General features: G+C 44.8%; 19 protein-coding genes and 1 tRNA gene. All 20 read right to left on the minus strand.

All coding sequences use genetic code 11. The features are described from left to right. Positions 1 to 29: 29 nt before the first annotated feature. The 20 genes from glgB to HFE64_06595 all read right to left on the minus strand — a co-directional run bounded on the left by glgB (position 30) and on the right by HFE64_06595 (position 25,757). Positions 30 to 1,970 (minus strand): 1,4-alpha-glucan branching protein GlgB, encoded by a 1,941-nt coding sequence (gene glgB, locus HFE64_06500; GenBank protein MCI8633111.1) that lies wholly within the window; start codon positions 1,968 to 1,970, stop codon positions 30 to 32. Between the two features lie 142 nt (positions 1,971 to 2,112). After that, positions 2,113 to 4,071, minus strand: a complete 1,959-nt coding sequence (gene ligA, locus HFE64_06505; protein ID MCI8633112.1) for an NAD-dependent DNA ligase LigA — start codon at positions 4,069 to 4,071, stop codon at positions 2,113 to 2,115. Between the two features lie 30 nt (positions 4,072 to 4,101). Further along, positions 4,102 to 6,345 (minus strand): UvrD-helicase domain-containing protein, encoded by a 2,244-nt coding sequence (locus tag HFE64_06510; GenBank protein ID MCI8633113.1) that lies wholly within the window; start codon positions 6,343 to 6,345, stop codon positions 4,102 to 4,104. A 40-nt stretch (positions 6,346 to 6,385) separates the two neighbouring features. Further along, positions 6,386 to 7,189 (minus strand): polysaccharide deacetylase, encoded by an 804-nt coding sequence (locus tag HFE64_06515; protein ID MCI8633114.1) that lies wholly within the window; start codon positions 7,187 to 7,189, stop codon positions 6,386 to 6,388. A gap of 268 nt (positions 7,190 to 7,457) precedes the next feature. Beyond that, positions 7,458 to 8,798, minus strand: coding sequence for an NCS2 family permease (locus HFE64_06520; protein ID MCI8633115.1), 1,341 nt, complete (start codon positions 8,796 to 8,798; stop codon positions 7,458 to 7,460). A gap of 140 nt (positions 8,799 to 8,938) precedes the next feature. After that, positions 8,939 to 9,862: a thioredoxin-disulfide reductase gene (trxB, locus tag HFE64_06525; protein MCI8633116.1), complete on the minus strand. Its 924-nt coding sequence runs from the start codon at positions 9,860 to 9,862 to the stop codon at positions 8,939 to 8,941. Next, on the minus strand, positions 9,849 to 11,942 hold the full coding sequence (locus HFE64_06530; GenBank protein ID MCI8633117.1) for an aminopeptidase: 2,094 nt from the start codon (positions 11,940 to 11,942) through the stop codon (positions 9,849 to 9,851). The genes trxB and HFE64_06530 overlap by 14 nt, the downstream gene beginning before the upstream one ends. Before the next feature lie 139 nt (positions 11,943 to 12,081). Beyond that, a tRNA-Gln gene (locus HFE64_06535) sits at positions 12,082 to 12,153 on the minus strand. Positions 12,154 to 12,391: 238 nt separating this feature from the next. Next, on the minus strand, positions 12,392 to 14,137 hold the full coding sequence (gene hflB / locus HFE64_06540; protein MCI8633118.1) for an ATP-dependent zinc metalloprotease FtsH: 1,746 nt from the start codon (positions 14,135 to 14,137) through the stop codon (positions 12,392 to 12,394). A gap of 173 nt (positions 14,138 to 14,310) precedes the next feature. Beyond that, the gene (locus HFE64_06545; protein MCI8633119.1) at positions 14,311 to 15,507 is read right to left on the minus strand and encodes a hypothetical protein; all 1,197 of its coding nucleotides are present in this window, start codon (positions 15,505 to 15,507) and stop codon (positions 14,311 to 14,313) included. 78 nt (positions 15,508 to 15,585) lie between these two features. Continuing rightward, positions 15,586 to 17,691, minus strand: coding sequence for an RNA degradosome polyphosphate kinase (locus tag HFE64_06550; protein ID MCI8633120.1), 2,106 nt, complete (start codon positions 17,689 to 17,691; stop codon positions 15,586 to 15,588). Between the two features lie 23 nt (positions 17,692 to 17,714). Beyond that, complete coding sequence (locus HFE64_06555; GenBank protein MCI8633121.1) at positions 17,715 to 19,277, minus strand: HD domain-containing protein; 1,563 nt, start codon at positions 19,275 to 19,277, stop codon at positions 17,715 to 17,717. A 5-nt stretch (positions 19,278 to 19,282) separates the two neighbouring features. Continuing rightward, complete coding sequence (locus tag HFE64_06560; GenBank protein ID MCI8633122.1) at positions 19,283 to 19,741, minus strand: nucleoside deaminase; 459 nt, start codon at positions 19,739 to 19,741, stop codon at positions 19,283 to 19,285. Positions 19,742 to 19,803: 62 nt separating this feature from the next. After that, the gene (locus tag HFE64_06565; GenBank protein MCI8633123.1) at positions 19,804 to 20,334 is read right to left on the minus strand and encodes a spore maturation protein; all 531 of its coding nucleotides are present in this window, start codon (positions 20,332 to 20,334) and stop codon (positions 19,804 to 19,806) included. Then, the gene (locus HFE64_06570) at positions 20,334 to 20,939 is read right to left on the minus strand and encodes an N-acetylmuramoyl-L-alanine amidase (GenBank protein MCI8633124.1); all 606 of its coding nucleotides are present in this window, start codon (positions 20,937 to 20,939) and stop codon (positions 20,334 to 20,336) included. Before HFE64_06570 ends, HFE64_06565 begins: the two co-directional genes overlap by 1 nt. 63 nt (positions 20,940 to 21,002) lie before the next feature. Then, complete coding sequence (locus tag HFE64_06575) at positions 21,003 to 22,139, minus strand: exo-alpha-sialidase (GenBank protein MCI8633125.1); 1,137 nt, start codon at positions 22,137 to 22,139, stop codon at positions 21,003 to 21,005. Positions 22,140 to 22,208: 69 nt separating this feature from the next. Next, positions 22,209 to 22,631, minus strand: a complete 423-nt coding sequence (locus HFE64_06580; protein ID MCI8633126.1) for a hypothetical protein — start codon at positions 22,629 to 22,631, stop codon at positions 22,209 to 22,211. A 52-nt stretch (positions 22,632 to 22,683) separates the two neighbouring features. Beyond that, the gene (locus tag HFE64_06585) at positions 22,684 to 24,270 is read right to left on the minus strand and encodes a polysaccharide biosynthesis protein (GenBank protein MCI8633127.1); all 1,587 of its coding nucleotides are present in this window, start codon (positions 24,268 to 24,270) and stop codon (positions 22,684 to 22,686) included. A 6-nt stretch (positions 24,271 to 24,276) separates the two neighbouring features. Then, positions 24,277 to 24,771, minus strand: coding sequence for an rRNA maturation RNase YbeY (ybeY, locus tag HFE64_06590; protein ID MCI8633128.1), 495 nt, complete (start codon positions 24,769 to 24,771; stop codon positions 24,277 to 24,279). Continuing rightward, positions 24,768 to 25,757 carry a PhoH family protein gene (locus HFE64_06595; GenBank protein MCI8633129.1) on the minus strand — a complete coding sequence of 330 codons (990 nt, stop codon included), beginning with the start codon at positions 25,755 to 25,757 and terminating at the stop codon, positions 24,768 to 24,770. Before HFE64_06595 ends, ybeY begins: the two co-directional genes overlap by 4 nt. Positions 25,758 to 25,789: the final 32 nt, after the last annotated feature.

The following is a 25,789-nucleotide window of genomic DNA, read 5'->3' on the forward strand; positions in this document are numbered from 1 at the left end:
CATTCTGGATAAATATAGATACAGGCTCATCACTTTTTACCTGCTGTCTTCTGCTTTTTTCCCTGATTACCTTTGCTCCGCTTTTTTCTGGTTGTAAAGTACACGGCAGCCATCGGCGGTACTGTGATGGAAATAGAGTACTCATACCCATGCATCGGTATTTCCTCTGCACTGATATACCCTCGGCTACCGACGCCAGATCCGCCAAATCTTTCTGCATCACTATTGAGCGCCTCTATATAATACGCATCCTGCGCCACTCCAATTCTATAATTTTCTCTCGCCACAGGCGAGAAATTGACCACGACCACCACTTCTTTTCCTTTTTTATCCATACGCCGAAAAGAAACTACATTTTGCATATGATCATCATGGCAAATCCAGCTAAATCCTTCCCATGAGCTGTCCTGCTCATAAAATGCCGGATGCTTGAGATAAAAATGATTTAATTCTTTTACATATGCCTGCAGTTTTTGATGCATCTCATATTCCAGCAGCTGCCAATCCAGTGCCTGCGCATAATTCCATTCAATAAACTGTCCGAACTCGCCTCCCATAAATAACAGCTTCTTGCCCGGATGCGCCATTGTATAACCGTAAAATGCCCGCAGCCCTGCAAATTTTTGCTCATATTCACCGGGATTTTTATCTAATAGTGACTTCTTGCCGTGCACCACTTCGTCATGAGATAAAGGCAAAATATAATTTTCCGAAAATGCATAGGTAAGAGAAAACGTAATATCATTATGATGATCCTTTCTAAAAAACGGATCCATACCGATATATTCGAGCATATCGTTCATCCAGCCCATATTCCATTTAAAATTAAATCCCAGACCGCCGTCCGAAACCGGTTTCGTCACCATAGGCCATGCTGTAGACTCCTCGGCAATCATCAGAATGCCCGGATGTTCCTTAAAAACTGCTTGATTCAGCGTCTGCAAAAATTTAACTGCTTCCAGATTTTCATAGCCCCCATACTGGTTCGCTACCCACTCGCCGTCCCTGCGGGCATAATTCAAATAAAGCATACTGGCTACCGCATCAACTCTGAGCCCGTCTATATGATACATATCCAGCCAAAACATCGCATTAGAGATTAAAAAACTGACAACTTCAGGTCTACCGTAATCAAAAACCTTTGTTCCCCACTCATAATGCTCCCCTTTTCGCGGATCCTCATATTCATATAGCGCATGTCCGTCAAAATAAGCAAGCCCGGCCGCATCTTTAGGGAAATGAGCCGGCACCCAGTCCATAATCACCCCTAATTGGTACTGATGGCAGATATCCACAAATTCCATAAATTGTTTTGGCGTTCCATAACGAGAAGTCGGTGCATAATATCCCATCACCTGATATCCCCAAGAACCGTCATATGGATATTCCGCTAAGGGCATCAGCTCAATATGCGTATATCCCATTGCTTTTACATACTCACAAAGCTCTCTTGCCAGGCTAGGATATGGTAAATACTGTTTTTCAGAGTCCAATTTCCATGAGCCGGCGTGCAGCTCATAAATATTCATCGGTTCTTCATAAGGCACTGCCTTGCGCCGTTTTTTCATCCATTTATCATCCTGCCACGAATATCCCTCAAGATGGTATAAAACGGAAGCGGTCGCTGGCCTCTTTTCCATATAAAATCCGTAAGGATCACTCTTCATATATGTCTTGCCATCGGCTCCCACTATACAATATTTATAAAGATCCAGCTCTTTAAGCCCATAGGCAAACCCTTCCCAGAGTCCGGCACTGCTAATTTTTGTCATTGAAACCCCTTGCTGAGGCTCCCATCCGCAAAAATCTCCAACTACAGAAATCTCCCTGGCGTTTGGCGCCCATACCCGAAAAACGGTACACACTTTGCCTTCCGCATCTACTGCAGCATGTGCTCCCAGATATAAATAGGCTCGGTAATTCGTCCCCTCATGAAAGATATGCACGGCAAAGTTGTTAGCTTTGTCCATTTTATTTCACTTCCTTGCCTGTTTTTTGTCATTATATCACAATGAGTAAAGAGTGGTCAACCTGTTTAGCATAAATATTATCGACCAAAAGAGCCATTGCTGCTTGCAATGGCTCTTCCCTATCTAGTTTCTTTATCTACTTTTATTTCTGCTCCTCTAATAAATTCAGCAGCTGCTCTTCATCCAAAATAGGAACATTAAGTTTCTTTGCCTTTTGATTTTTCGACGAATTGCTTTGCAGATCATTATTGATCAGATAGGTGGTCTTTTGGCTCACGCTATCCGTTACCTTAGCCCCTTTTGCCTCCAGCAACGTCTTCAGCTCATTTCTATTTTCAAAATGCCTCAAACTTCCAGTAATGACAAAATTCACGCCTGCCAGTGTTTGCTCTGTCTCTGCCTCCTGCTTAAACTCTATATACTGCAAAAGATCGGCAATCATCTCCCGATTCTCCTTCTGCTGAAAAAAGCAAAAAACTGCATCTGCCAGCACAGGACCAATGCCATCAATCTCTGCAAGCCTCTGAGCATCAGCCTCCATGACCGCTTCCAAACGGTATCCGAAGGATTGAGCCAAGAGTTTTGCACCTGCTGTGCCAATTCCGGGAATTCCCAGTGCATTCAATAAGCGATATAGCTCCCTGTTTCGGCTCTCTTCAATGGAATGCAGCAGCTTATCACAGGACTTTTCGCCAAACCCTTCCATCTCTGCTATCTCTTCTCGGTGCTCTTTCAAACGGTACAGATCCGCAAAGCTATCAAGCCAATCTCTTTCAATCATACGCGCCAACGTCGCCTCAGAGAGGCCTTCAATATTCATCGCCTGCCTTGAAACAAAATGTTCCATGGCCTTAAGCACTTTGGCAGGGCAGCCCGGATTGCTGCACATCAGCACCTTAACATCCTCGCGCTCTACCAGCTCCGTTCTTCCTCCGCACCGCGGACACTGCGCCGGGATCTCTGCATTACCGCTTTTCGTCAGATTCTCCGCTACCTGTGGGATAATCATATTAGCCTTATATACCGTAATTTCATCTCCTATGCCCAGCTCCAGCTCCTGCAAAATACTCACATTATGCAGACTTGCCCTTTTCACGGTAGTTCCCTCCAGCTCAACAGGATCAAAGATTGCTACCGGATTGATCAGACCCGTTCGAGAAGGACTCCATTCAATCTCCTTCAGTGTCGTTTTAACCTTCTCGTCCTGCCATTTAAAAGCCATCGAATCCCGCGGAAACTTCGCGGTACTCCCGAGCGATTCCGATACGCGCAGACTATCCATCGTCAGCACCAGGCCATCCACCGGAAAGATCAGTTCCTTTGTTTTCTGCGCAAAGCGCAAAACAGCTTCTGGCACCTCCTCTGCCGTAAGCATTTCATACTCCACCAAATCAAACCCCTGTTCACGCAAAAACAGTAGCTGCTTTTCCTTAGAATCCTCAAAGCGTTTGCTATCTCCCGCAAAATCAATCAAGGCATAAGCAAGAAAATAGACCCCTCTCTGCGCTGTAATACGGCTGTCCAGCTGCCGAACTGATCCGCTGCACAAATTACGCGGGTTTTTATATTGCTCGCCCTCCTCCAGACTTTCATTGATTCGCTCAAAATCCGGATACGAAATCAGAGCCTCTCCGCGCACCGACAGCTTTTCTTTACAGGGAATCTGTAATGGTACATTGCGAAAAACCTTTGCATTCGGTGTAATGTCCTCGCCTACTTCGCCATTTCCTCTCGTTGCCGCCATCACAAGCTGCCCCTCTTCATAGGTCAGCGCTACCGTAAGCCCATCCAGCTTCCATGACAAAATACCGCGCTGCTCTCCAAGAAATGCTGCCAAAGCCCCGGGATCCTTAGTTTTATCCAATGATTTTAGAGGCGCTGCATGCGTCACCTTAGGCAGACTGCTCACGACCTCATATCCTACGCGCTGTGTTGGACTCCCGGATAATACAATTCCGCTTTTTTGCTCCAGTGCCTCCAACTCATCATAGAGCGCATCATATTCAAGATTACTCATCTGTTCCTGATCCGTTTGATAATAGGCATAGGCTGCCTCATTCAGCATTTGGATCAGCTCTTCCATTCGCTTCCTGTTTTCCATACCAATCTCCATTTTGAAGCCTACTTAATATTAAACCTTCTTAAGCCCTGCCAGCTTTACAAAAAGCAGCTTTTCCCCCGCCTTTGCGAAATTGACCCGCACCTGATAATCGGCGCTTACCCATTTGACTTCCAATATGGTGCCCAGCCCAAACTTTTTATGATGCACCGTATCTCCGGGCTGAAATGTTTCATTTTGATTTTCCGGCGGCTGCAGCGTACTCGTTTTCTTTACATATGGATTATGAAATGGCTGATTATGCTGTTTAACAAAGCTTCTTGCCGGCCTCTCCAGACGCCCCTGCTCATCTATAGCATCACGTCCCCGCATTTTACCCTCTGCCAATACCTCCGCCGGAATTTCCATCAAAAACCTCGACGCTTTAGAGGCCTGCTCCTGCCCATGCACGCGCCTTGTTTTTGCATATGTAATAAATAGTTTTTCTCTCGCTCTCGTAATCCCCACATAGCAGAGCCGGCGTTCCTCCTCCATATCCTCTGGGTCCTCCGATACAATACTCATGTACCCGGGGAAAACCCCATCTTCAAGCCCTGTCATAAAGACTACCGGAAACTCCAGACCCTTGGCACTGTGCAGCGTCATCAGCGATACCACGTCAGCGCCCTCCTCATACGTGTCAATCGCCGCTACCAGCGCAAGCTCATCCAAAAAGCCCGACAGACTTGGCTCTTCGGCCCCTTCTTCATATTGAACAGATCTGCTGATCAGCTCATCGATATTTTGCATTCGATCCTCATAGCGAGCTGCATCCTCTTTCATTAAATATGCGCCATAGCCTACCTCCTCCAAGATCCTTTGAATCAGGCTGCCGATGCTCTGCGTCTTGTCTTGCTCCAGCTGACTGCGCCATTGATGAAGCAAATCTCCAAAGGCAACCAGCTTTTTAGCGCTCCTCTTGAGATCCGGTACCTCCGGTGCCATCTCCGCTGCTTCTGAAACTCCCCATCCGCCTTCTTCTGCAAATTGTCTAAAACGTTCGGCGGTTACGGCGCCAATACCTCTCCCTGGCACATTAATGATGCGATCAGCTGCAACATAATCATGATCATTGGCTACGACCCGCAAGTAGCAAAGCATATCCTTAATTTCTTTTCTTTGATAAAACGGTGTGCCCCCATATAAGCGATAAGGAATACTGCCCATGACCAGCCTCTCCTCTAACGCTCTGGATTGTGCATTCGTCCGGTAAAGCAGCGCTATATCCTTATACTGCCGTCCCTTTTGATTCACCATTTGCAGAATCTGCTCTGCTATGTACTGCGCTTCTTCATTTTCATTCCAGGTTTCCTGAAGCGTAATGTTTTCCCCCTGCCCATTTTCTGTCCACAGAGTTTTCTGTTTGCGTCCCTCATTATGGGCAATCACGCTGTTGGCGGCTGTCAAAATCTTCTCTGTAGAACGGTAATTTTGCTCCAGGCGAATCACAAGCGCATTGGGAAAATCCTTTTCAAAATCAAGAATATTACGGATATTAGCGCCCCGGAACCGATAGATTGACTGATCATCATCTCCCACTACGCACAGATTTTCATATCGCTCTGCTAATAGACGAATTAAGTAATACTGCGCTGTATTGGTATCCTGATATTCATCGACCATAATATAGCGGAACTTTTCCTGATAGTAGGCCAAAACATCGGCCTGTGTCTGAAACAGGCGCACGGTTTCACAAATAATATCATCAAAGTCCATCGCCTGATTTTCCCGAAGCGTTTTTTGATATTGCTCATACACCAAGGCTACCTTTTCCTTGAACAGGTCTCCTTTTGCTACCTCTTCTCTGTATTTAATCGGCCCTTTTAGTTCATCCTTCGCATTGCTGATCGCTGCTAAAATGCTTTTAGGCGTAAACATCTTATCGCTTAGATTCAGCTCCTTCATAATTCGCCGGATCACCGCCTTTTGATCCTCCGGATCATAAATGGTGAAGCCTTTTTCATATCCGAGCCGCTCCGCATGCTGTTTTAAAATGCGGATACAGGCGCTGTGAAAAGTGGAAATCCAAGCTCCCCGTATCGTGTCAGCGCCTACCAGTGCCGTCGCTCTTTCCTGCATTTCCTTGGCCGCCTTATTGGTAAAGGTAATCGCTAAAATATGATAGGCAGGCACCATAAGCTCCTCTACCAAATAGGAAATCCGATGTGTCAATACCCTTGTTTTACCGCTTCCCGCGCCTGCCAAAATTAAAACAGGACCTTCCGTCTGATAAACAGCCCTTTGCTGCATCTCATTTAAATTTCCGTATTTATCCATAGCTTTCTCCTTTTCACAGCGCGGCTGCCCCAGCGCAGCGCTATTTATAATTCTGATCAAACACCACATAGGTAGGTGCATCCTCTTCATCCAGCGTATGAAAGGAATACCCTTCCTGCTTCAGATAATCAATAATCTTCGGCAGAACCTGTACTGTTTCATCTGTTTTATTCGTCGTATGCAGCAGAATCACTGCGATATTTTTCCCCTCTACATATTTAACTACATTTCTGTATATATCCTGAGCGGGAACATGAGAATATATGGCATCCTCTCCTGATACATTCCAATCAAAATATCGGTATCCAAGTTCATCCAGCCGTCCCTTGATTTCTCTCATGACAGCCTCTTTGCCACAATTAGAACCTCCCGGAAAGCGAACAATTGGTTCAACCTCATATCCGGTCTGACTGCGCACACAGTTTTCCAGCTTTTTAATTTCCTCATAGAAATTATCCCAAGATTCATACAAGCTTTTATACACATGGGAATAGGTGTGATTGGCCAGAACATGTCCATCCTCTACAATTCTGCGATACACTTCTTCCGCTAATTCTGATTCTACTCCATTTACAAAAAAGGTAGCCTTAATATCATATTCATCTAGAATATTCATTACTTTTAATGTGTTTTCGCAAGGACCATCATCAAAAGTCAGATAGGCTCTATAATCCTGTACGCCATGTTCACTGACCACACCGGTTACCAGCTGATCCATTTCCGTTTCTTTTTGCATTAAAAGCTGTTCTAATAATACCTTTTCTGTCTTTACCGCCTGTAGCTCCTCCTGTATCTGCTGTATTTCCTCTGCATGCTGCTCCCTTTCATCCTGTATCCGGGACAAAATAAAAAAGCCGGCTATCACTAAGAGAAGTAAAAAACCTATCAAGCAGATCCAAACCATATTTCTTGCCCCGGATCTTCTTTTTGCAGGGGACTCATTTTCTCTCATCGCCAAGTTTCCTCCTATTGATATCAGATAAAATCTCTCCATCAATAGCTTGTTCATTATAACAGATTTTATGTGGCTTGACTAGTCCAATTCTGCATATAAAAAAGGCATACCACAAAAGTGTATGCCTTTTTTCATTTTAGTCTTAATCCGCAATTCTTTATTTAACAAAGATATAGTAGGCTAAAAATAGAATTGCCAAAACCCACATAATAATGCTGACATTTTTTCTGCGGCCACAGCAGACATTGATCAGCACATAGGACACGATGCCAAATGCGATTCCTTCAGAGATACTATAAGCAAACGGCATCATAATCGTTGCCAAGAAAGCCGGAATGGCCTCCGGTGCATCCTGATAGTCTACTTTAAACAACGACTCAATCATTAAAAAGCCTACAAAGATCAAAGCCGGAGCCGTTGCAAAAGAGGGAATGGCCAAGAAGATCGGAGAGAAGAATAATGCCAAAACAAACAGTCCTGCTACCGTTAAGGAGGTTAAGCCCGTCCGGCCTCCCTGTGCTACGCCTGCTGCACTTTCTACAAACGTTGTCGTGGTAGAGGTACCGCATACAGCGCCTACAGAAGTAGCAATTGCATCAGAAAGCAGCGCCTGCTTTGCCTTGGGCACCTGCCCGTTCTCATCCAGCATATCTGCCTTACTAGCCACGCCAATAAGCGTGCCGACCGTATCAAAAATATCTACAAACATAAAGGAAAGCATCACGACGATCAGATTGAGAATGAAATCTCCTCCTGCAAGTCCGCCCTGCACAGCCTCCATATTAAAGCAAGCGCCTCCAATGGTTCCGATCCAGTCAGGCAGTGAAACAATCCCGCTTGGAAGCAGAGAATCCACCTGATACCAGCCAATCAGCTCTGCAGCAATTCCCAGTATCCATGTGGCTAAAATGCCAATTAGCAAAGAACCCTTTACTTTTCTATGATGCAGCACAGCGATGATCAAAACGCCTACCACTGCTAAACAGGGGCCTGCAGCCGTCATCTCGCCAAGCGTAACGCCTGTAGAGCTGTTCTGCACAACAACTCCTGCATTTTGTAATCCTACAAAAGCAATGAACAGGCCAATGCCTGCGGAAATACCATATTTCAGATTTTTAGGAATGGCATTCAAGATAGCCTCACGCACATTGACAACGCTGAGCAGAATGAACAAAAGTCCCTCGAGAAATACAGCAAATAATGCCAGCTGCCAGGAATAGCCATATCCAAGCACAACTGTAAATGCCATATAGGCATTGAGCCCCATGCCGGGCGCCAGCGCAAAAGGAAGGTTCGCCAGCAGGGCCATCGCTGTCGTTCCGACAATCGCAGCAATCGCCGTAGCGGTAAACAGTTCGCCTGTAGGCATGCCTGTTGCTCCTAAAATACTCGGGTTAACAGCCAAAATATAAGCCATCGTCATAAAGGTTGTTAATCCTGCCAAGACCTCGGTCTTAACATCTGTTTTGTTCTCCTTTAACTTAAAGAAGTCTTTCATTGGATTCGATCTCCTTTCATAAGAGAAATAAATGATGCCGCTATCATAGCAAAAAGACTGTCGAGTGTCAACGATTTTTTGAACAATTTGTAAATTTTACGCATCTTTTTAATTGCATCCGGCAATTTCAAGAAAATTCTTTACAAGCTTCCCTGCTCTGCTAAATATTTACTGACCCCTGTAATGGCAACAGCACCATCTGAAACCGCCGTCACAATCTGCCGCAGCGGTTTCACCCTTAAATCTCCTGCCGCAAAAATACCTGCCGCACTGGTTTGCATATACTCGTCACAAACTACAAATCCATGCTGCATTTCTGCAATATCCTGCAAAAGCTCTGTATTAGGATCCATTCCTACAGCGATAAATACGCCATCTACTGCAAGCTCGGTGAGCTCCTCTGTCTGATTATTCTTTAGCACAACGCCCTCCACTGCCAGTGAGCCCTTGATTTCTTCCACCTCAGTATTCCAAAGAATCTCCAGCTTGTCGTTTTCCCTCGCGCTGCGTGCCAAAATGCCAGCAGCCCGCAGCTTATCTCTCCTATGCGCTAAATATACCTTTCGGCACATATGTGTCAGATAAATTGCATCCTCCACTGCCACATCTCCGCCTCCCACTACCAGTACATCCTTTTGTCTGAAAAATCCTCCGTCACAGGTCGCGCAGTAGCTAACGCCATGTCCCGAAAGCTCCTTCTCTCCTGGTGCGCCTAATACTCTATGCCGGCAGCCTGTCGCCACCACAATTGTCCGCGTTTCATATGTCTGATTGGATGTGACCACTTTTTTCACTGCTTGGTCAGCATCCTCAATTCGAAGCACCTCATCCATCACTTCCTGAACACCATACTTTTGACTATGCTCCGCCATCTTGCCTGCTAAGCTCATCCCATCCAGCATCGGCAGCCCAGGATAATTATCCACCTCATACGTATTCAGCACCTGTCCACCCGGAAACCCTTTTTCGATCCGCAGCGTTTTGATCTCAGCCCTGCCTGCATAGATCTGTGCGGCCATCCCTGCCGGGCCGCCTCCAATAATAATACAATCATATACGTCCATAAAATTCTCCTCCCAGTTCATTCTGCATGGCCATAATCGGCACATTCAGCATATCCGTTCCAATCAGCACAAAACGGCCTCCCCTGATCAGATCCAGTTCAGAACCATCTTCTTTAACAACACTAATACGCCCAATTCGGTCATACGGCAGTGTTAAATCCGTATGCTTTTGTGTATACGCCTTTTCCGGCTCTGATCTGCGCAGAATAGATCGTTCATTATCCTTTGCAACCACCTCTTTATGATCCAGCGGATTAAAAACAGGGATCTCCTCTTCATACGCAAAGCATGTATCGCCAATTGCAAAATGGGGCCCTGTTTTTTCCAGAATCAAAGTGGGAAGCTTCTGTAAAATATCAAATTTCTGCGCTGTACAATAGGCCCACGTATTCGTTCCGATCGCAAATTCTCCCATCGGCAGCCCTTCCTGCATATCCAGTAAATTCTCATACACATAGGCTTTTCCAAGCTCTGCATCCTCAAAATTAGTACAGGAATACTCTTTCACACACCCATTTTCAAAAAGCAGCTGCAAATTCTCATACCGCAGCCCATTGATTTCAACTGCATCCAGATGCAAAAGCCCATTAGTCCCCTTCAGCTGCGGAGACGTAAACACTTCTCCAGCCGGCAGATTCACATCAGCCAGACAATTCATAAAATTCGTCTGCTTTTTAGGGCTACTAAGCGGCTGCAGGGCAATCCTGATATCCGTCTCATTGCCTTCACGCCCTGTCACATGCACCTCGCTGCCACGCCCCAGCGCCTGGATCAGAGCCTGCTGTGCCTTCGCAATATGCTCCTCCTCCATTGTATTAATCTGCACCATCTCATTGAAAATTTCTGCAAAATGCTCGCTGATTGCCGGAACCGGAAGCGCCATCATCGTATAGCTGCTCTCATGCAAACGGCCAATACGGTATTTCTCCTGCTCATAATACTGCTGCATTTCCTCTACCAGCTTACTCTGTTCCTCCGTCAGATCCAGCGCTTCTTCACAAAATTCAGGAACAAAAAACGCTTCACCAAATCCCTCCAGCTCTATGATGCCGCCAAATCCATGCAGCAGACCTGCATTTTCCTGCAATACCTTCTGCATCGCTTCCTTTTGTTTTTCACAATAAGCTTCATTCAAATACAAACCATAATCATAGCGATGGTCATACTCATATTGACGATTGATCTGGTTGCTGAACATATTAGCAACAAACGGCTCCATAGAAAGCTCCGTCCGGCACAGATCCATCACCCTCTTGACCAGCCGTTCCATACCAATCGGACAATCAATGGCGACTGCGCTTTTTTTACGCATATCTTTATTATTACGAATAAATCCTTTTTTAAACCCTTCTATCATCGTCTTGGCCATACGGTCAATCTTTTCCTGCGGCAGCGCCGCAAAAAAACGCTGCAGGCTTTCTTCCTGTTCACCAACCGGCATTCCAAGCTGATACAGGTAGTACGGCTGGGATAAATCCTCGCTATCTAGAAGATCTGTCAGCGCTGCATCCGATACATTATACTGTTTATGAAAATCAAGCTCTGCTTCTATGCCGGCATGCGCTAACCTGTATTGCTTAATCAGATCTACAATCTGCTCTGCCCGCACCTGACCATGGGTAATCTTTTTATATAATTCAAAATAAAATTCAATTCGATCGGCCAGTAAAAATCGGCGATGACAATAGGCATCCTGTACTGCATCCTTAAACATCTTTGCCACAGCTGCCAAAACAGGCCCCAGTTCTTTGCCTATAAACGAAGCCATATACTTTGGATTCAGATAGCTCTTACCATACTGAGAGCTGGATAGCTCGCCAAATATAAGCTCCTGATCCTGCTTCATATCCGCTAGCAAAGCAGTGTCCCTGTATTCCTTTGTCCATTTTTCCTCAAACTTGGTCAGAAGAAGCAGGTATTCTCCCTGTGCTTTTGCATACCAAAACATTTTCTCCCTAAAGCCCCGCTCCTTCGTTGCCGTCATCTGCTTTACCATAGAAGCAAGCTTTTCTCTTAATTCCTGATACCGCGCTTCGCTTCGGCAATTATATAATTTATAAAAGTCTTCGTAATTAAACATTTTCTTCTCCCGTAAATTGCATTTTTCTATTTTTAGTATAGCATAGTGCCTTCATAAGTTCAACTGATTCTCCGCTATCTCTCTTATCTTCTTCTTTAAAAAACACAACAAAAAAAGCGCTGTCATCAGCGCTTTTTAACTGGGCATGAAGGATTCGAACCTACGAATGCTGGAGTCAGAGTCCAGTGCCTTACCGCTTGGCGAATGCCCATTATGATCTTCTCTCTTGAAGACAGTGACTATTATACCCATTTTGTTTTTATTTGTCAACCATTTTTTTAAGAAATTTAAATCCTCAAAAAAATAGTAGCCTAAGCCATCTAAGGCTGAGACTACTTCAAGGAGAAGGTTTGTTCGTATTCTTAAATACGAACTAATAAATATGGGGGTTACGTCATCATATTATCACATTTTTTTCAAATATACAACATATTTCTTCTATTTTCTGTTTATTCTTCTTCCTGCAAAATTTGCAAAAACTCCTGTCTATGAATCGTTTCCTTTTCCATCAGATATCTTGAAACAATTAAAATTTTTTCCTGATGCCGATCAATCAGGTCTATGGCTCTCTGATGCTGCTCTTTAATGATTCTGAGGACCTCATCGTCAATACTTTTCTCCGTTATTTCCCCATAGCGTTTGATGGGTCTTCCGTCTAAATATGCAGAAGAGGAAGATTCTAACCCCATCATATCAAACCGCTTTGTCATACCATATACTGTCACCATTCTCCTAGCAGATTCCGTTGCCTTTTCAATATCATTGACGGCTCCCGTAGAGATCTGTTTTAAAAACACTTCCTCCGCCGCTCGGCCGCCTAAAGCAACACAGATCTGATCTTCCATCTCCTGCTGCATCACTAAATATTTTTCCTCTTCGGGCAGCTGCATTGTATACCCCAAAGCCCCTTTTGTTCTGGGAATAATCGTAATCTTATGCACCTCATTGGCTCCTGGCAAAATATGCGCTAAAAACGCATGTCCTACCTCATGATAGGCAACAGCCTGTTTTTCTTTTAATGAAAGCACTCTATCCCTTTTGATTTTTCCGGCAAGAACAATCTCCAAAGCTTCTTCCAAATCCGACTGCTCTATATGCCTGCGCCCTTTTCTCACTGCCAGAAGAGCTCCTTCATTAATCATATTGGCTAAATCTGCCCCTGAAGCTCCCGGCGTCACTTTAGCGATCGCTTCCAGATCTACATTCTCTGAAACCTTTACTTTTTTAGCATGCACATTTAAAATTTGCTTTCGTCCGATCAGATCCGGTGTTTCCACAGGGATTGTGCGGTCAAAACGTCCCGGCCTTAGCAAAGCAGGGTCCAGAATTTCCGGACGATTGGTTGCGCCTAAGATCACGACCCCTTTTGAGGAATCAAGCCCATCCATTTCTGTCAAAAGCTGATTCAGCGTTTGCTCTCGTTCATCATTACCTGAAAAACCACTATCTCTCTTCTTTCCAATCGCATCAATCTCATCAATAAAGATAATACAGGGTGCTTTTTCCTGAGCCTGCTTAAACAGATCACGCACACGCGCCGCTCCCATGCCGACAAACATCTGTACAAATTCAGAACCTGAAATAGAAAAAAACGGCACATGTGCCTCACCGGCGACTGCCTTTGCCAGCAGCGTCTTGCCCGTCCCCGGAGGGCCAACCAAGAGAGCCCCTTTGGGCATCTTAGCCCCAATTTCTTTATATTTATCCGGATGATGAAGCAAATCTACAATTTCGACCAGTGATTCCTTTGCTTCTTCTTCCCCTGCTACATCTGAAAATAATGTACCGGTTTCATTTTCTGCATAAATCTTTGCATTATTTTTTCCAAATGACATGGAATCTCCCATGCTCCGTGTAATCCCTTTGCTTAAAAAACGCCAAACCACAATAAAAAGCAAAATAGGCACCACATACTGCAGTACCAGCATCAAAGCTCCGTTTCCTGTCTGTGTCAGTCCACTATAAACTGCAATTCCATTTTCTTCAATAAACTCTGTAATAGCTGACATCGACTCTGTAGGAATTGTATAATATGTGAGCACAGCATCCTCTTTTAAATAAAATTGAAGCTGGCCAGAGCTGGTGTTCATTTTTACATTTTCCACCCTTTTTTCTTTCACCATCTGCTTAAATTCACTATATAATACTTCCTTATTGGTACCAGCCCTAACCAAGCGATTGATCCCAACCATCATGATGACTACAGCAACAAAATAAATGATTCCTATTTTAATCTTTCTATGCTTAACATCCTTATCTGCCACAGTGAATACCTTTCTTTAATCAATAAGCTCGGAAACGCTTTCAGGCGTCTCCGAGCTTATCCTTCCTCCTATATTGTGTTTTCATGCATCCGCTGAAAATCTGACTAATGATTTTTTCTTTTCAGATATTCTCGCTCCATTTCCGGTGTTACTCTGGGAACATGTACAGTAATTTCCTCAACAGAAGCCGGCATCTCCTCCGAATTGCTTTTCTCTGCCTGAGAAGGTCTGTTACGACGATATTTATGTTTCTTTGAACGGGTACTATTTTTAATTTCTGATGTTATATTTCCAAACCTACGCAGCAAATTAAAAGAAAGGGAACTGATTTTATCTGCCCATGCCTGCTTGCTGCTTATCTCAAAACGAGGCTTATTTTTTTCATATACCTCATATTCCTTTTTAATGCGCGCATATAGTTCCGCAGCCGCTTCCGCCCCTATATCCAGCATTTTAACCACAACAATTGCTTTATGGTCTAGTTTTCTAGGCCCGGCCTGCACCGCCTTTACGTTTGTAATGGTAATATAGGGACCAATATATTTTCCTTTACGATAAAATTCAATAATCGCATACGATTCCTGTCCCTGCAGCTGATAAAACGAAAGATCCTCCAGTGCTTCAAAAAGCGGCTGTAAATCCTGCTTGCGAACTCCGTTTCTGACCTCCCGATAGCTTTCTACATAATTAACCGTCCACTCTTCCTTAGTAGGAAGCCATCGTTTTTTTTCTTCTTCATAAGGCCGACCAGCCCGATACACCACATGGTATAGCGGAACAAAAAATAAAAGCAGAAACTCGCCAATCCATACAATCAAAAGAGGAATTCCTTTTAAAATTTCTCCATTGATGCTTAAAGAGCCGTAGGGCAGGATATCTACAATAGCAGAGAATAAAGCGACCGGACTCACAAAAAGCTCCCACCAGCGTTCTAACAAAAGGGGAAACTGAAGATGGTAAGCCCATACCTCTTTCGCACCTTTCTGCCATGAATCCTGTACCAAATTCACAAAAAAGACCCAACTGCTATAATATGATATAAATAATATAAGCACCGTGACCAGCAGCACAATCCTAGTGTTTCGTATTTTTGTTTTTCTTACCAGCCAAATCAGGGATCCTGAAATCGAAAACACATAACCGACGACTACCAAACTTCTCAGGAGCATATTGGATATCAAGCCCAGCAGATAGATATACGCAGCGCCTAATAAAAAGCCGATTCCTAAACCGCCTGCCAAAAATATCGCTACATTGCCGGCTGTGTATTGGCCTGATGCTTTATAGCTTTGACCTATCAAGCAACTCCCTCCTATTCTTCTTGCTCAGCATACGTTAAGTTGAACCTATGTTAGTAGTATATCATACTTTCCTTCTGCTCACAACTCATTCTTAGCCGTAACCGGCTGAAACTCCTGTTTTTCTTCTTTATTTTCCTTTATTCTGCTTTCCTCTATCGCCAACTGATAAAATGCTTCCTGTGCGTTAACTGGTTTTTTACTGCGTGTGCCAGTCTTGCTGTACCCTCCTTCTTGATCCATCATTCGGGCCTTTCGATTATCTAAAAGCATTAAATCGAGACATGCCTGCAGCCGTTTTTTATGTCTTTCCTCCTCTACCGGGAACAGCAGTTCAATCCTCCGGTCCAGATTGCGAGGCATCCAGTCCGCGCTTGAAAGATAGAACTCTTCATGTCCGTCATTATAAAAATAGTATACCCGGCTATGCTCTAAAAGCCATCCCACAATACTGCGCACCCGGATGTTTTCTGATACGCCGGCAATACCAGGCTTGAGGCAGCAAATTCCGCGTACAATCAAATCAATCTGTACGCCTGCACAGGAGGCAGCATACAATGCCTGTATAATCTCTGTATCCAGCAAAGAATTCATTTTTGCTATAATTCTAGCCTTTTTTCCCTTGCGAGCCAAATTTTCTTCTCTCTGAATTAAGGCTAAAAATTTCTTTCTAAGCCCTGTCGGCGCCATCGTCAATTTATAAAAGCTGGGAGCATCTCCGTATCCTGATAGACAGTTAAACAGTGCAGAGGCATCCGCTCCATAAGACTCTTTGCAGGTAAAAAGTCCCATATCCGTATACAATCGAGCCGTTACATCATTATAATTTCCCGTTCCCAAGTGAACATACCGCCGGATGCCTTCTTCTTCACGGCGCACCACAAGCGTAATTTTGCAGTGAGTCTTTAAGCCAATCAAGCCATAAATTACATGACACCCGGCTTTTTCCAGGCGTCTGGCCCAGTGAATGTTATTTTCTTCATCAAATCTGGCCTTTACTTCGACTAATACCGTTACCTGCTTGCCATTCTCGGCTGCCCTAGCCAGCGCTTTGATAATCGGAGACTGTCCGCTTACCCTATACAGGGTTTGCTTAATGGCCAGAACCTGCGAATCATCTGCCGCCTTTTCAATAAATTTAACAACACTGTCAAAAGATTCATAGGGATGGTGCAGCAAAATATCATTTTTACGAATGGCCTCAAAAATATCGGTTTCTCCCTGAAGCTCTTTCGGAACCTGCGGCACCAAAGCCCCATATTGCAGATGCATATAACCGGGAATCTTAGAAAGCTTAGAGACAAATGCCAGATCAAGAGGCCCATGAATCTCGTATACATCGCGTCCCGGCACATCTAGTTCCTTTTGAAGATACGCCAAAATCGCTTCATCTGCCTGACTTTCTATCTCTAAGCGTACAGCCTGTCCCCATTTTCTCTTTTTAATGGATTTTTCCATCTCTTTTAGCAGATCCGGCGCATCCTCTTCATGAATTGCCATATCTGCATTCCTGGTAATGCGATAATAGGCTGTCTGCTTGATTTTCTGCTTAGGAAAGATTTTAGAAAGATGCATCCTAATTACATCCTCCAGCAGAATATAGCTATCCTTCTGCCTCAGAGGCACCAGACGAGACAGTACAGCCGGCACCTGCACAGTGGCAAAGGTATCAATTCCCTCTTGCCTTTCAATAAGCAGGGCAATATTTAAACTACGGTTTAAAATCAACGGAAACGGCCTGCTCACATCCACTGCCATAGGCGTAAGCACCGGATAAATCTCCTGTAAAAAGTACTCCTCCAAATAGTCTCTTTCCTGCTGCGAAAGCTGTTTGGGCTGAAGCAATTGAATGCCTGCTTTTTTAAGCTGCGGCATCAGACTTTGATTATAAATTTCATATTGATCATCCAGCATTTTATGCGCTCTGGCAATGACCCTTTTCATTTGCTGCCGCGGCGATAGACCGGCCGCATCCTTTTTCTCGATTCCTGCCTGTACCTGATCATATAAAGATCCAACCCGTACCATAAAAAATTCATCCAAGTTAGAAGTTACGATCGCCAGAAACTTAAATCGCTCTAATAAAGGATTTTTTTTATCTTTCGCTTCTTCCATAACGCGCTCATTAAACTCTAACCAGCTTAATTCCCGGCTAATAAAATATTCTGGATTTTCAAATTGACTCATGACTATGATTTCCTCCTTTTATCTTATCCAGGCATCCGTTTGGTATATACCTTTAACTCTGGCTCTAAACTGAAAACCTCTCTAAACAATCCCTGTGTATGCTGAAACATCCATTCTTCCAGCACCGCATTTTCTTTCGTAAAGGCCTGTATGATAAAGGATTCTCCTTTTAGTTTAATGACAAGATCATATAATTTTTGCTTATGACTATAATCCAAAGCATTTGCAGCCTGCAGCATTGCCAAGAGCTTAGATACGGCCATACGGCTTTTTTTATTTAATGCCTTATATGCTTCATCCTCTGCCTTTGGTTCTCCTGCTTCATGATAGCGAACCAAAACTACCAGCTGTCGCTGCTCCTCCTCTGAGATTCCGATTAAATCCATATGCATGAGCAAATCTGCTCCGCACTGTGCATGATTGGCTAGATTGATTTGCTTGCCGATATCATGCAAAAGTGCTCCCATTTCCAGCAGTAATCGGTGTCGATTCGTCAGGCTCTGTTTTTTCCCCAAATGATCGAAAATTAAAAGTGCATTTTTCGCCACTTCTTCTACATGATTCATAGAGATATAATATTGGCGTGCGGTAGCACGAATATACTGTAGGAGTTCCTCCTCCATCTCCGTATCTTCTTTTTCACGGCTCATCTCATATAAAATTCCATTTGATAGCCCAACAGACGGACAATATACCTTTTTTGCGCCGGCGGCGCTTATAAATGCCTGTACTATCATCATGGCGGGCAGCAGCATTTCTGCTCGTTCAAATCCCAAATCAAACTCATCTCGTATTTGCTGAGCATTCATGAAATGCATCTTTTCATATAGCTGTCTGAAAACTGCCTGATCTAGGCTTCTCTCGTTTTGAGGCTTGCCTTCACCACCGCAGATGCGGTACAGTACGTCTACCTCTTCTCCTGTGATCACTAAATGGCGAAAGCCTTTCTGCATAGGCAAAATCAGCTCCTGAATATATCCATATATATATTCTTTTAAAAGCCTTGTATATTCCATTGTTTTAAGCTCTGCAGAAGATAGGAGCTGACGGATCCGAAGCGCTCCCATATTGATATTCTGGCTATACTGCATACCGTCCGGTGCATAGGCGGCAACCTGTACGCCTCCGGAGCCAATATTGACGATTAAAAGCCCCCCTTTTTTCAGCTTATCATAAGAAGGCAGAGCGTTTCGCACGGCCTGCTGCGTCAGGAACCGCTCCTGCGAAGCATGAATCATTTCGATGGTAAAGCCAGTATTGGCTTTAATTTGATCGATCACATATTCCCGGTTAAGTGCTTCTCGGATTGCTCCGGTAGCCACAACCTTGTATTTTTTCACCTTATATTCTCGTAGAAGCTGTCGGAAGCCCAGTAGGTTTTTAGAAAGGGCGCGCATCATCTCAGGACTGATCCTTCCCTCCGAAAAGGTTTCTCGTCCGATCGGAAGCGTTTTTGTAACCGATTCTAAAATCTTCAGCTGCTCTCCCTCTGTCTTGTCTGCTATCTTGAGCTGCATAAAAGCACTGCCAATGTCAATGACACCCAGCAAGGCACTCTTCCTTGCTTTTCCCTGCAATTTTTCCATAGTGCTTATTCCTTTCTCTTCCGTAAGTCAGCAAAGAAGCGCTGCATCAGCTCTCGGCTTTCTTCTTCCAGAAGCCCCCGTACCACCTGTACCTGATGGTTAAATTTTGTTTCCTCCAATAGGTTCATAATTGAACCGGCGCATCCTGCTTTTGGATTCATCGCTCCCAATACGACTCTGGGAATCCGGGCCTGTACAATAGCTCCGGCGCACATGGGGCAAGGCTCCAGCGTAATATACATGCTGCATTCTTCTAAACGCCAGTCCCCCAAATATACGGCAGCCTGATGGATGGCTTCAATCTCAGCATGGCACAAAGGATTCCCTTTTTGATTGCGCTTATTATATCCCTCTCCAATTATCTGATCTTTATATACGACAACAGCACCAATCGGCGTCTCATCTTCTTCTGCTGCCTGCTGGGCAAGCGCTAACGCCCGCCGCATATATCTTTCATCGTCCATAACGTTCTCCTTGGTATAGTTAAGCAATTTTACCAAAAAAACATAAAAAAATCAAGTATGGGTTAATAAAAGATCCAATACGTCAGGAAAATAGAGGCGCCGATCCCTGCCAAATTTGAAATAAGTGCCCCGGAAAGCGTGTACCGCGTATCCTTTACTCGGATTGCCATAAAATACACGGACATCGTATATAAAATCGTTTCTGTAGAGCCAACCATAACCCCGGCCATTCTTCCCTCTAAAGAATCCGGCCCAAAGGTTTTTAATATATCCAAAATCAATCCGGTAGCCGCTGACGAAGAGACTACCTTCGTAAGCGCTACCGGCAAAAGGGGCTCAGGCATCCAGATCATACGGCTGACCGGCGTCAGCAGCCGAGCCAGTAAATCCAGGGTACCGGATGCTCTGAGTGCTCCTACGGCGACCATGAGCCCTAAAAAGGTAGGGAGAATATCCACGACTACTTGAAACCCTTCGTTGACTCCCACTACAAAGCTTTCCATTACTTTTACCTTTTTAAGACGTGCATATAAAATGATCCATAAAAAAACCGCCGGGATCATCCAGTCGGACATCAAAGCCAATATCTTCATCAGCTCATTCCAAAATAAGCTAGGATCCCTTGATAGATCCCCTGCGCAAACAGATCCGGCCTCTGAGACAGCAGCGCCGCATCTTCGGTATTCGTCAAAAATCCCATTTCTACCAGTACCGCCGGCATACTTGTATTTCTGAGTACATACAGGCGCGGATTGATCATAACACCCCGATTGCGAAGCCCTGTAGTATCATGCATGCCAATTAAAATTTGCTCTGCCAGCGGATAGGCAGCGCTTTGCTCGCTGTATACATAAGCCTCGCTCCCGCTCGCATTGGGATTCGGATTAGAATTGCAATGCAGGCTGATAAAATAATCTGCTCCCCATGCGTTAGCAGCTGTTACTCTTGCCTGCAGGCTGGATGTACTTGACGTTGCCTCCTTACTTCCTAGATGAGTTTCCGGGGTTGGTCTGGATACCTGTACCTCAAAATTACCATTATTCTCTAAAAGTGCCTCCAGCTCTTTTCCAACTGTATAATTGATATCCTGCTCTCTGAGCCCGTTTGCCTCTGCTCCTGCATTGGGATTAGTAGGATTATGCCCCTGATCAATAAAAATACGAATCAAGCCGACCACCTCATTAAGTCTTTGCTTCATGATATGATCGGCTCTTTGATTTTATGCCATAGGAAGTTGCATCATTCCCCCGCTGGTCTATGCCTATTGGGGCATACGCCAGCGAATCCATTCAATGGACGCTGTTCCCCAGTAATTTCCAGCCTCGCTTTGAACTTTCTTTCTATTCATATAGTATACAGTAAACAGATCGCCGTTTGCCAGCTCTGTAGTGCAAGGATATCCCAGATCCGCTGTTTCTCCCTTGTCCCAGAGCGTATAGCCCTTAGTCCAGCTTCTTCCTTCATCCCAACTCACCATCGCTTCTAGCCCATAGGGCGGTTTGCGTCTGCCATAAGAACAAATCACAGCGCCGGAAGAATGACGCAGCAAGTGAGGCGGCGCTCCTTCTGCTCCTGTCGGCGCCGGTATACTCCATGTTTTTCCTCCATCCTCTGAGATGGATTGCAGTATTGAAAAAATACGCTCTTCATAAGGCTTTCCCGGCTCATCAATTCGGATATGTAATAGCAGCTTGCTCGCTGCATCCCCCTTTGACGGCAGCTCAAGAATATGAGGCTCTGCATAATTACAAAATGAAAACTCAGGACATTTAGGAATATCAGCCAATTTATGAAAATGATATCCATCTTTGCTGTGATATACGGCAATCGGAAAATTCGGATCTTTTGGGCCCACCGGAGTCCCTGCATAGATCAAGGAACCATCTGCTAATAAATTGGGACCATGCGGAGCACTCACAGGCACCTTGATTGGCTCCTGCCACGAAAATCCATTATCGCTACTCACACTGATCAAGGATCCTAAATATTGCTGCTCCATCTCATCTGTTACATTGGATACATAGGCCTTGACCATCTCTGTACGCTCTCGTGGACCATATACCCCTCTGTCAGCCTCTTTTTTCTGAAAGGCACGCGAGTTATTGAATGTGGAAAGCAGCATTTTTTGGTTTCCCATATATAAAATACCGGCATCCCGATCATCCAGCGGTGTATCAATGCCAATGATCGGTGCTGACCAGGTCCTGCCTTCATCCCGGCTCTTTCTTAATAATACTTTACCGTATGGACAAACATGCATAATCCGATTGCCTGAAAAGGCAACCACCAGATCTCCCTCGGCATCCTTTGTCACAGAGGGCCATGCGGCATATCCCAGTACTCGATTGGGCTGTGCCATCACTGTTCCCTGTGCGATTACTTTCACGGATTGATTCATGATATTCCCTGCTTTCTATCCTAAAATATTTCACATTTCGGCAAGTATATCACAGATCCAGGCTTTCTTCTACTGCAAATGATAACTTTCACATAAAAGAACTAACTCCTGTTTGTCCTCTGCCATAATTCCCTGAATCAGCTGAATCCGGTCCTGTTCATTCAAATACTCTGAAATCTGCCTCAGCTCCTGACATAGTACTCCTTCCTGATTATAAAGGCCAATCTTGCCATCCTTCATCTTCATCGTACAAGGAAAGGTAAGGGGCGGTGCCTCTGGTTCTAATTCAATCGGTTCTGTCATTTGCTGCGCAGCAGCAGCCACCTCCTCTGTCATAACAACCACCGCCTGCTCTTCTCTTAGGTCCTCTCGCTGTGCCTGCTCTGCCCATTGATTCACATAGTAAAACCATACATAAGTAAGCAATACAAATAATACACTTAATCCCCAAACGCTTATCCAAAGCTTTTTAGAAAGTAACTGCCGGAACATACTCTCGCCTCCTTTTGAGAAAGTATGTCCCGGCAGTTGATTATTTATACCTTTAAATCTTTAATAATCGCAGCATTCTTCCCATTGGCATATTTTCCATATCCTTTTCTGTAATCCCTCCCCAATTTACCATGAGTAGGAAGTAACAAATCACACCAAATAAAACGCTGCCGATCGTAGCGATGGCATTGGATCCTGCAATGGCAAAAAGCAAAATATAGCTAAAAAAGCAAATCACAGCCATGATACTGCTGCATACCAGCGGCAGCTTAGCCATCCGCAGCAGCCGGATTTTTACGCGGCAGTGCTGCATGGCCGCCCGCATATTGAGCAGCATCAACAGACCGCTAAAGGCAGCAGAATTAATGGGGAGCGAATAGATATTAAGATCGAAGACCCAGACGCAAATCACATTTAAAAGACTCGTCATCACTACACCAACAAAAGCATTTCGCATCGGAATCTGAGGCTTATTAAGCCCTTGTAAAATTCCGGTAGCGACATGATTCACGCAATAAAAAATAACCGCTAAGCCACCAATCCAAAAAAGCTCCCCTCCCATATAGGAAGAGCTAAAGAGAAGCCTTAAAATGGGCTTTCCTAAAATCCCCATTCCAAAAGCACAGGGAACCGCAATGATGAGTATGATCTTGACCACTGATCTGAGGCGTTCTTTTAGTTCGTGATATCGCCCTAATGCTAAACTGGCGGCCACACTTGGCACTGATGCTGCCCCCAAGGAATCTCCGATTGAAATTGGCAGATTGATCAGCACCATAAATTTCCCAGTATAGATTCCCCTCATGGCCACCACAACATCCTGTTCATAGCCTTTCGCCAGCATAAGCTTTCCAAATAAGCTGGCATCAATCATACTTTTAATTGAAAAAATAGTCGAAGCCAGCACAATCGGAATCATCAGCCGCAGCATCTGCTGATAGATCTGCCTTGCGCTCTCTTGGGAGCGTTTTATGGATGCTCTGCCAAGCCGGCTCCCCCTTTGAAAAAGCGAATAACACAGCATGAGCAATAAAAGCCCGCCAATTGCGCCAATCGTAGTCCCCATGATCCCGCCGGCTACCGACCAATTTACCCCGAAGGAAAACAGCAGAAAGGCCAGCACTACACTGAAAATAGCATGCAGAAGTCCCTCTGCAATTTCTGAAATAGCGGTAGGCTTCATATTATTCATCCCTTGAAAATATCCGCGAAGCACGCTCATGACTGAAACGACTAGAGTCGTAGGGCCTAAAAACCGAATTGAAAGTGCTGCATCCGGATTGTTATACAGCTTGACCGCAATCCATTCATTGCCAAACCACATAATCAGCATGCAGACAAACCCGATTCCGCCTACCAACCGCAGCGCACAGTGAAATACCTTTTTGGCATCCGCATATCGCTTCATCGCCAGCCGCTCTCCCATCATCTTGGACATCATAGCCGGAATGCTGAAAGAAGCAAATACCAAAAAAAAGCTGTATACCTGATAGGCATCGCCATAGGTCCCCAGCCCCTGATCCCCCCATAAGTTGGTGATTGGAATGCGGTAAAGCAGCCCCAGTACTCTTACGATCAGAGAAGAGGCAACCAAAATACTGCCCTGCTTAATTAGATTTTTCGTCGTATTTTTTTCCATAAGATTTTATCGGGTAATGCCAATTCCCTCCAGAATTTTCTTTTGTTTCTCCAGCATCTGTGCTTCCTCTGCCGGTTCCATATGATCATATCCAAAAAGATGCAGCATGCTGTGCACCGTTAAAAAGGCAAGCTCTCTTTCCAGGCTATGTCCATATTCTGCTGCCTGCTGCATGGCTCTTGCATAGCAAATCATAATATCACCCAGACAAACCTCGTCGGTATCCGGATTCACCTCTCCCTGCTGTACCCCCTCTGCCGGCGTCTTATCTCCATACTCAATCATCGGAAATGAAAGCACATCCGTAACCTGATCGATCTGTCTGAACTCATGATTCACCTGCCGGATGGTTTCCTCTGATACCACTGAAAGGCTGATTTCTACTGCCATTTCAATCTGTTCCTCGCGCAGCGCTGCCTCAATCGCCTGTTCCATCAAAGCATTGATCTTTTGTTTTTCTTCCTCCGGCAGCGGCACCTCCCATTGGATCCACACACTCATCGCTGTCTCCTCTGCACATATTTGGCTTCATTTTTATGAGATGCCTCATTTTTCTCATAGGCCTCAACAATCTTCTGAATCAGCGGATGACGCACCACATCCTGATTGGATAAACGACAGATTCCGATTTCTTCTACTTCCTTCAAAATATGTGTTGCCTGCTTGAGTCCTGATTTTTGTCCCTCCGGCAGGTCAATCTGCGTCAAATCTCCCGTGATGACTGCCTTAGACCCAAAACCCAGACGCGTCAGGAACATTTTCATCTGTGCCTGCGTTGTATTTTGCGCTTCATCTAAAACGATAAAGGAATTATCCAGCGTACGGCCGCGCATATAAGCCAGCGGCGCAACTTCAATAGCCCCTTTCTCCAGATTTTTCATAAAGCTATCCGCTCCCATGATCTCATACAGCGCGTCATAAAGCGGTCTCAAATATGGGTCAATTTTGCTCTGCAAATCTCCCGGCAAAAATCCCAGCCTCTCTCCTGCCTCTATCGCCGGCCTAGTTAAAATGATCCGGCTCACCTCTCCGCTTTTAAAGGCCTGAATGGCCATGGCCATAGCCAAATACGTCTTTCCGGTTCCTGCCGGACCAATTCCAAACGTAAGCATATGTCCCCGAATCGAATTTACATATCGTTTTTGACCAAAGGTTTTCGGACGAATCGGCTTGCCTGCTTTTGTAAAACAAACAATATCTGACAGGAGCTCTCCCACGTCCTGCTGCTTTTCTTCTTCTGATAGAGAAGCCAGATAATTTACATGCTGCACATCCAAGCTTTCGCCCTTCGCTGCAATCCGGATCAGATTTTTAATCACATCAGCCGCCTTTTTTACAGCTACCTCTGTCCCTGTAAGCTTTACATCATCCCCTCGATTGATTACAGTGATATCCAGCATCTTTTCCAATGTTTTTATATTCTCATCATAATTTCCAAACACATCGCCAATATACTCAGCCGGTATGGAAACAACCTGTTCACTCATACAAAGCCTCCTAATCTAACTAATAACCCAAG

Source organism: Lachnospiraceae bacterium, assembly GCA_022794035.1.
Lineage (GTDB): Bacteria > Bacillota > Clostridia > Lachnospirales > Bianqueaceae > CALWPV01.

Excerpts from the sequence above, each read along its gene's own strand:
- glgB (MCI8633111.1), bottom strand. The coding sequence starts at position 1,970 with ATGGACAAAGCTAACAACTTTGCCGTGCATATCTTTCATGAGGGGACG.
- ligA (MCI8633112.1), bottom strand. The coding sequence starts at position 4,071 with ATGGAAAACAGGAAGCGAATGGAAGAGCTGATCCAAATGCTGAATGAG.
- HFE64_06510 (MCI8633113.1), bottom strand. The coding sequence starts at position 6,345 with ATGGATAAATACGGAAATTTAAATGAGATGCAGCAAAGGGCTGTTTAT.
- HFE64_06520 (MCI8633115.1), bottom strand. The coding sequence starts at position 8,798 with ATGAAAGACTTCTTTAAGTTAAAGGAGAACAAAACAGATGTTAAGACC.
- trxB (MCI8633116.1), bottom strand. The coding sequence starts at position 9,862 with ATGGACGTATATGATTGTATTATTATTGGAGGCGGCCCGGCAGGGATG.
- HFE64_06530 (MCI8633117.1), bottom strand. The coding sequence starts at position 11,942 with ATGTTTAATTACGAAGACTTTTATAAATTATATAATTGCCGAAGCGAA.
- hflB (MCI8633118.1), bottom strand. The coding sequence starts at position 14,137 with ATGATGGTTGGGATCAATCGCTTGGTTAGGGCTGGTACCAATAAGGAA.
- HFE64_06550 (MCI8633120.1), bottom strand. The coding sequence starts at position 17,691 with ATGAGTCAATTTGAAAATCCAGAATATTTTATTAGCCGGGAATTAAGC.
- HFE64_06555 (MCI8633121.1), bottom strand. The coding sequence starts at position 19,277 with ATGGAAAAATTGCAGGGAAAAGCAAGGAAGAGTGCCTTGCTGGGTGTC.
- HFE64_06560 (MCI8633122.1), bottom strand. The coding sequence starts at position 19,741 with ATGGACGATGAAAGATATATGCGGCGGGCGTTAGCGCTTGCCCAGCAG.
- HFE64_06565 (MCI8633123.1), bottom strand. The coding sequence starts at position 20,334 with ATGAAGATATTGGCTTTGATGTCCGACTGGATGATCCCGGCGGTTTTT.
- HFE64_06570 (MCI8633124.1), bottom strand. The coding sequence starts at position 20,939 with ATGAAGCAAAGACTTAATGAGGTGGTCGGCTTGATTCGTATTTTTATT.
- HFE64_06575 (MCI8633125.1), bottom strand. The coding sequence starts at position 22,139 with ATGAATCAATCCGTGAAAGTAATCGCACAGGGAACAGTGATGGCACAG.
- HFE64_06580 (MCI8633126.1), bottom strand. The coding sequence starts at position 22,631 with ATGTTCCGGCAGTTACTTTCTAAAAAGCTTTGGATAAGCGTTTGGGGA.
- HFE64_06585 (MCI8633127.1), bottom strand. The coding sequence starts at position 24,270 with ATGGAAAAAAATACGACGAAAAATCTAATTAAGCAGGGCAGTATTTTG.
- ybeY (MCI8633128.1), bottom strand. The coding sequence starts at position 24,771 with ATGAGTGTGTGGATCCAATGGGAGGTGCCGCTGCCGGAGGAAGAAAAA.
- HFE64_06595 (MCI8633129.1), bottom strand. The coding sequence starts at position 25,757 with ATGAGTGAACAGGTTGTTTCCATACCGGCTGAGTATATTGGCGATGTG.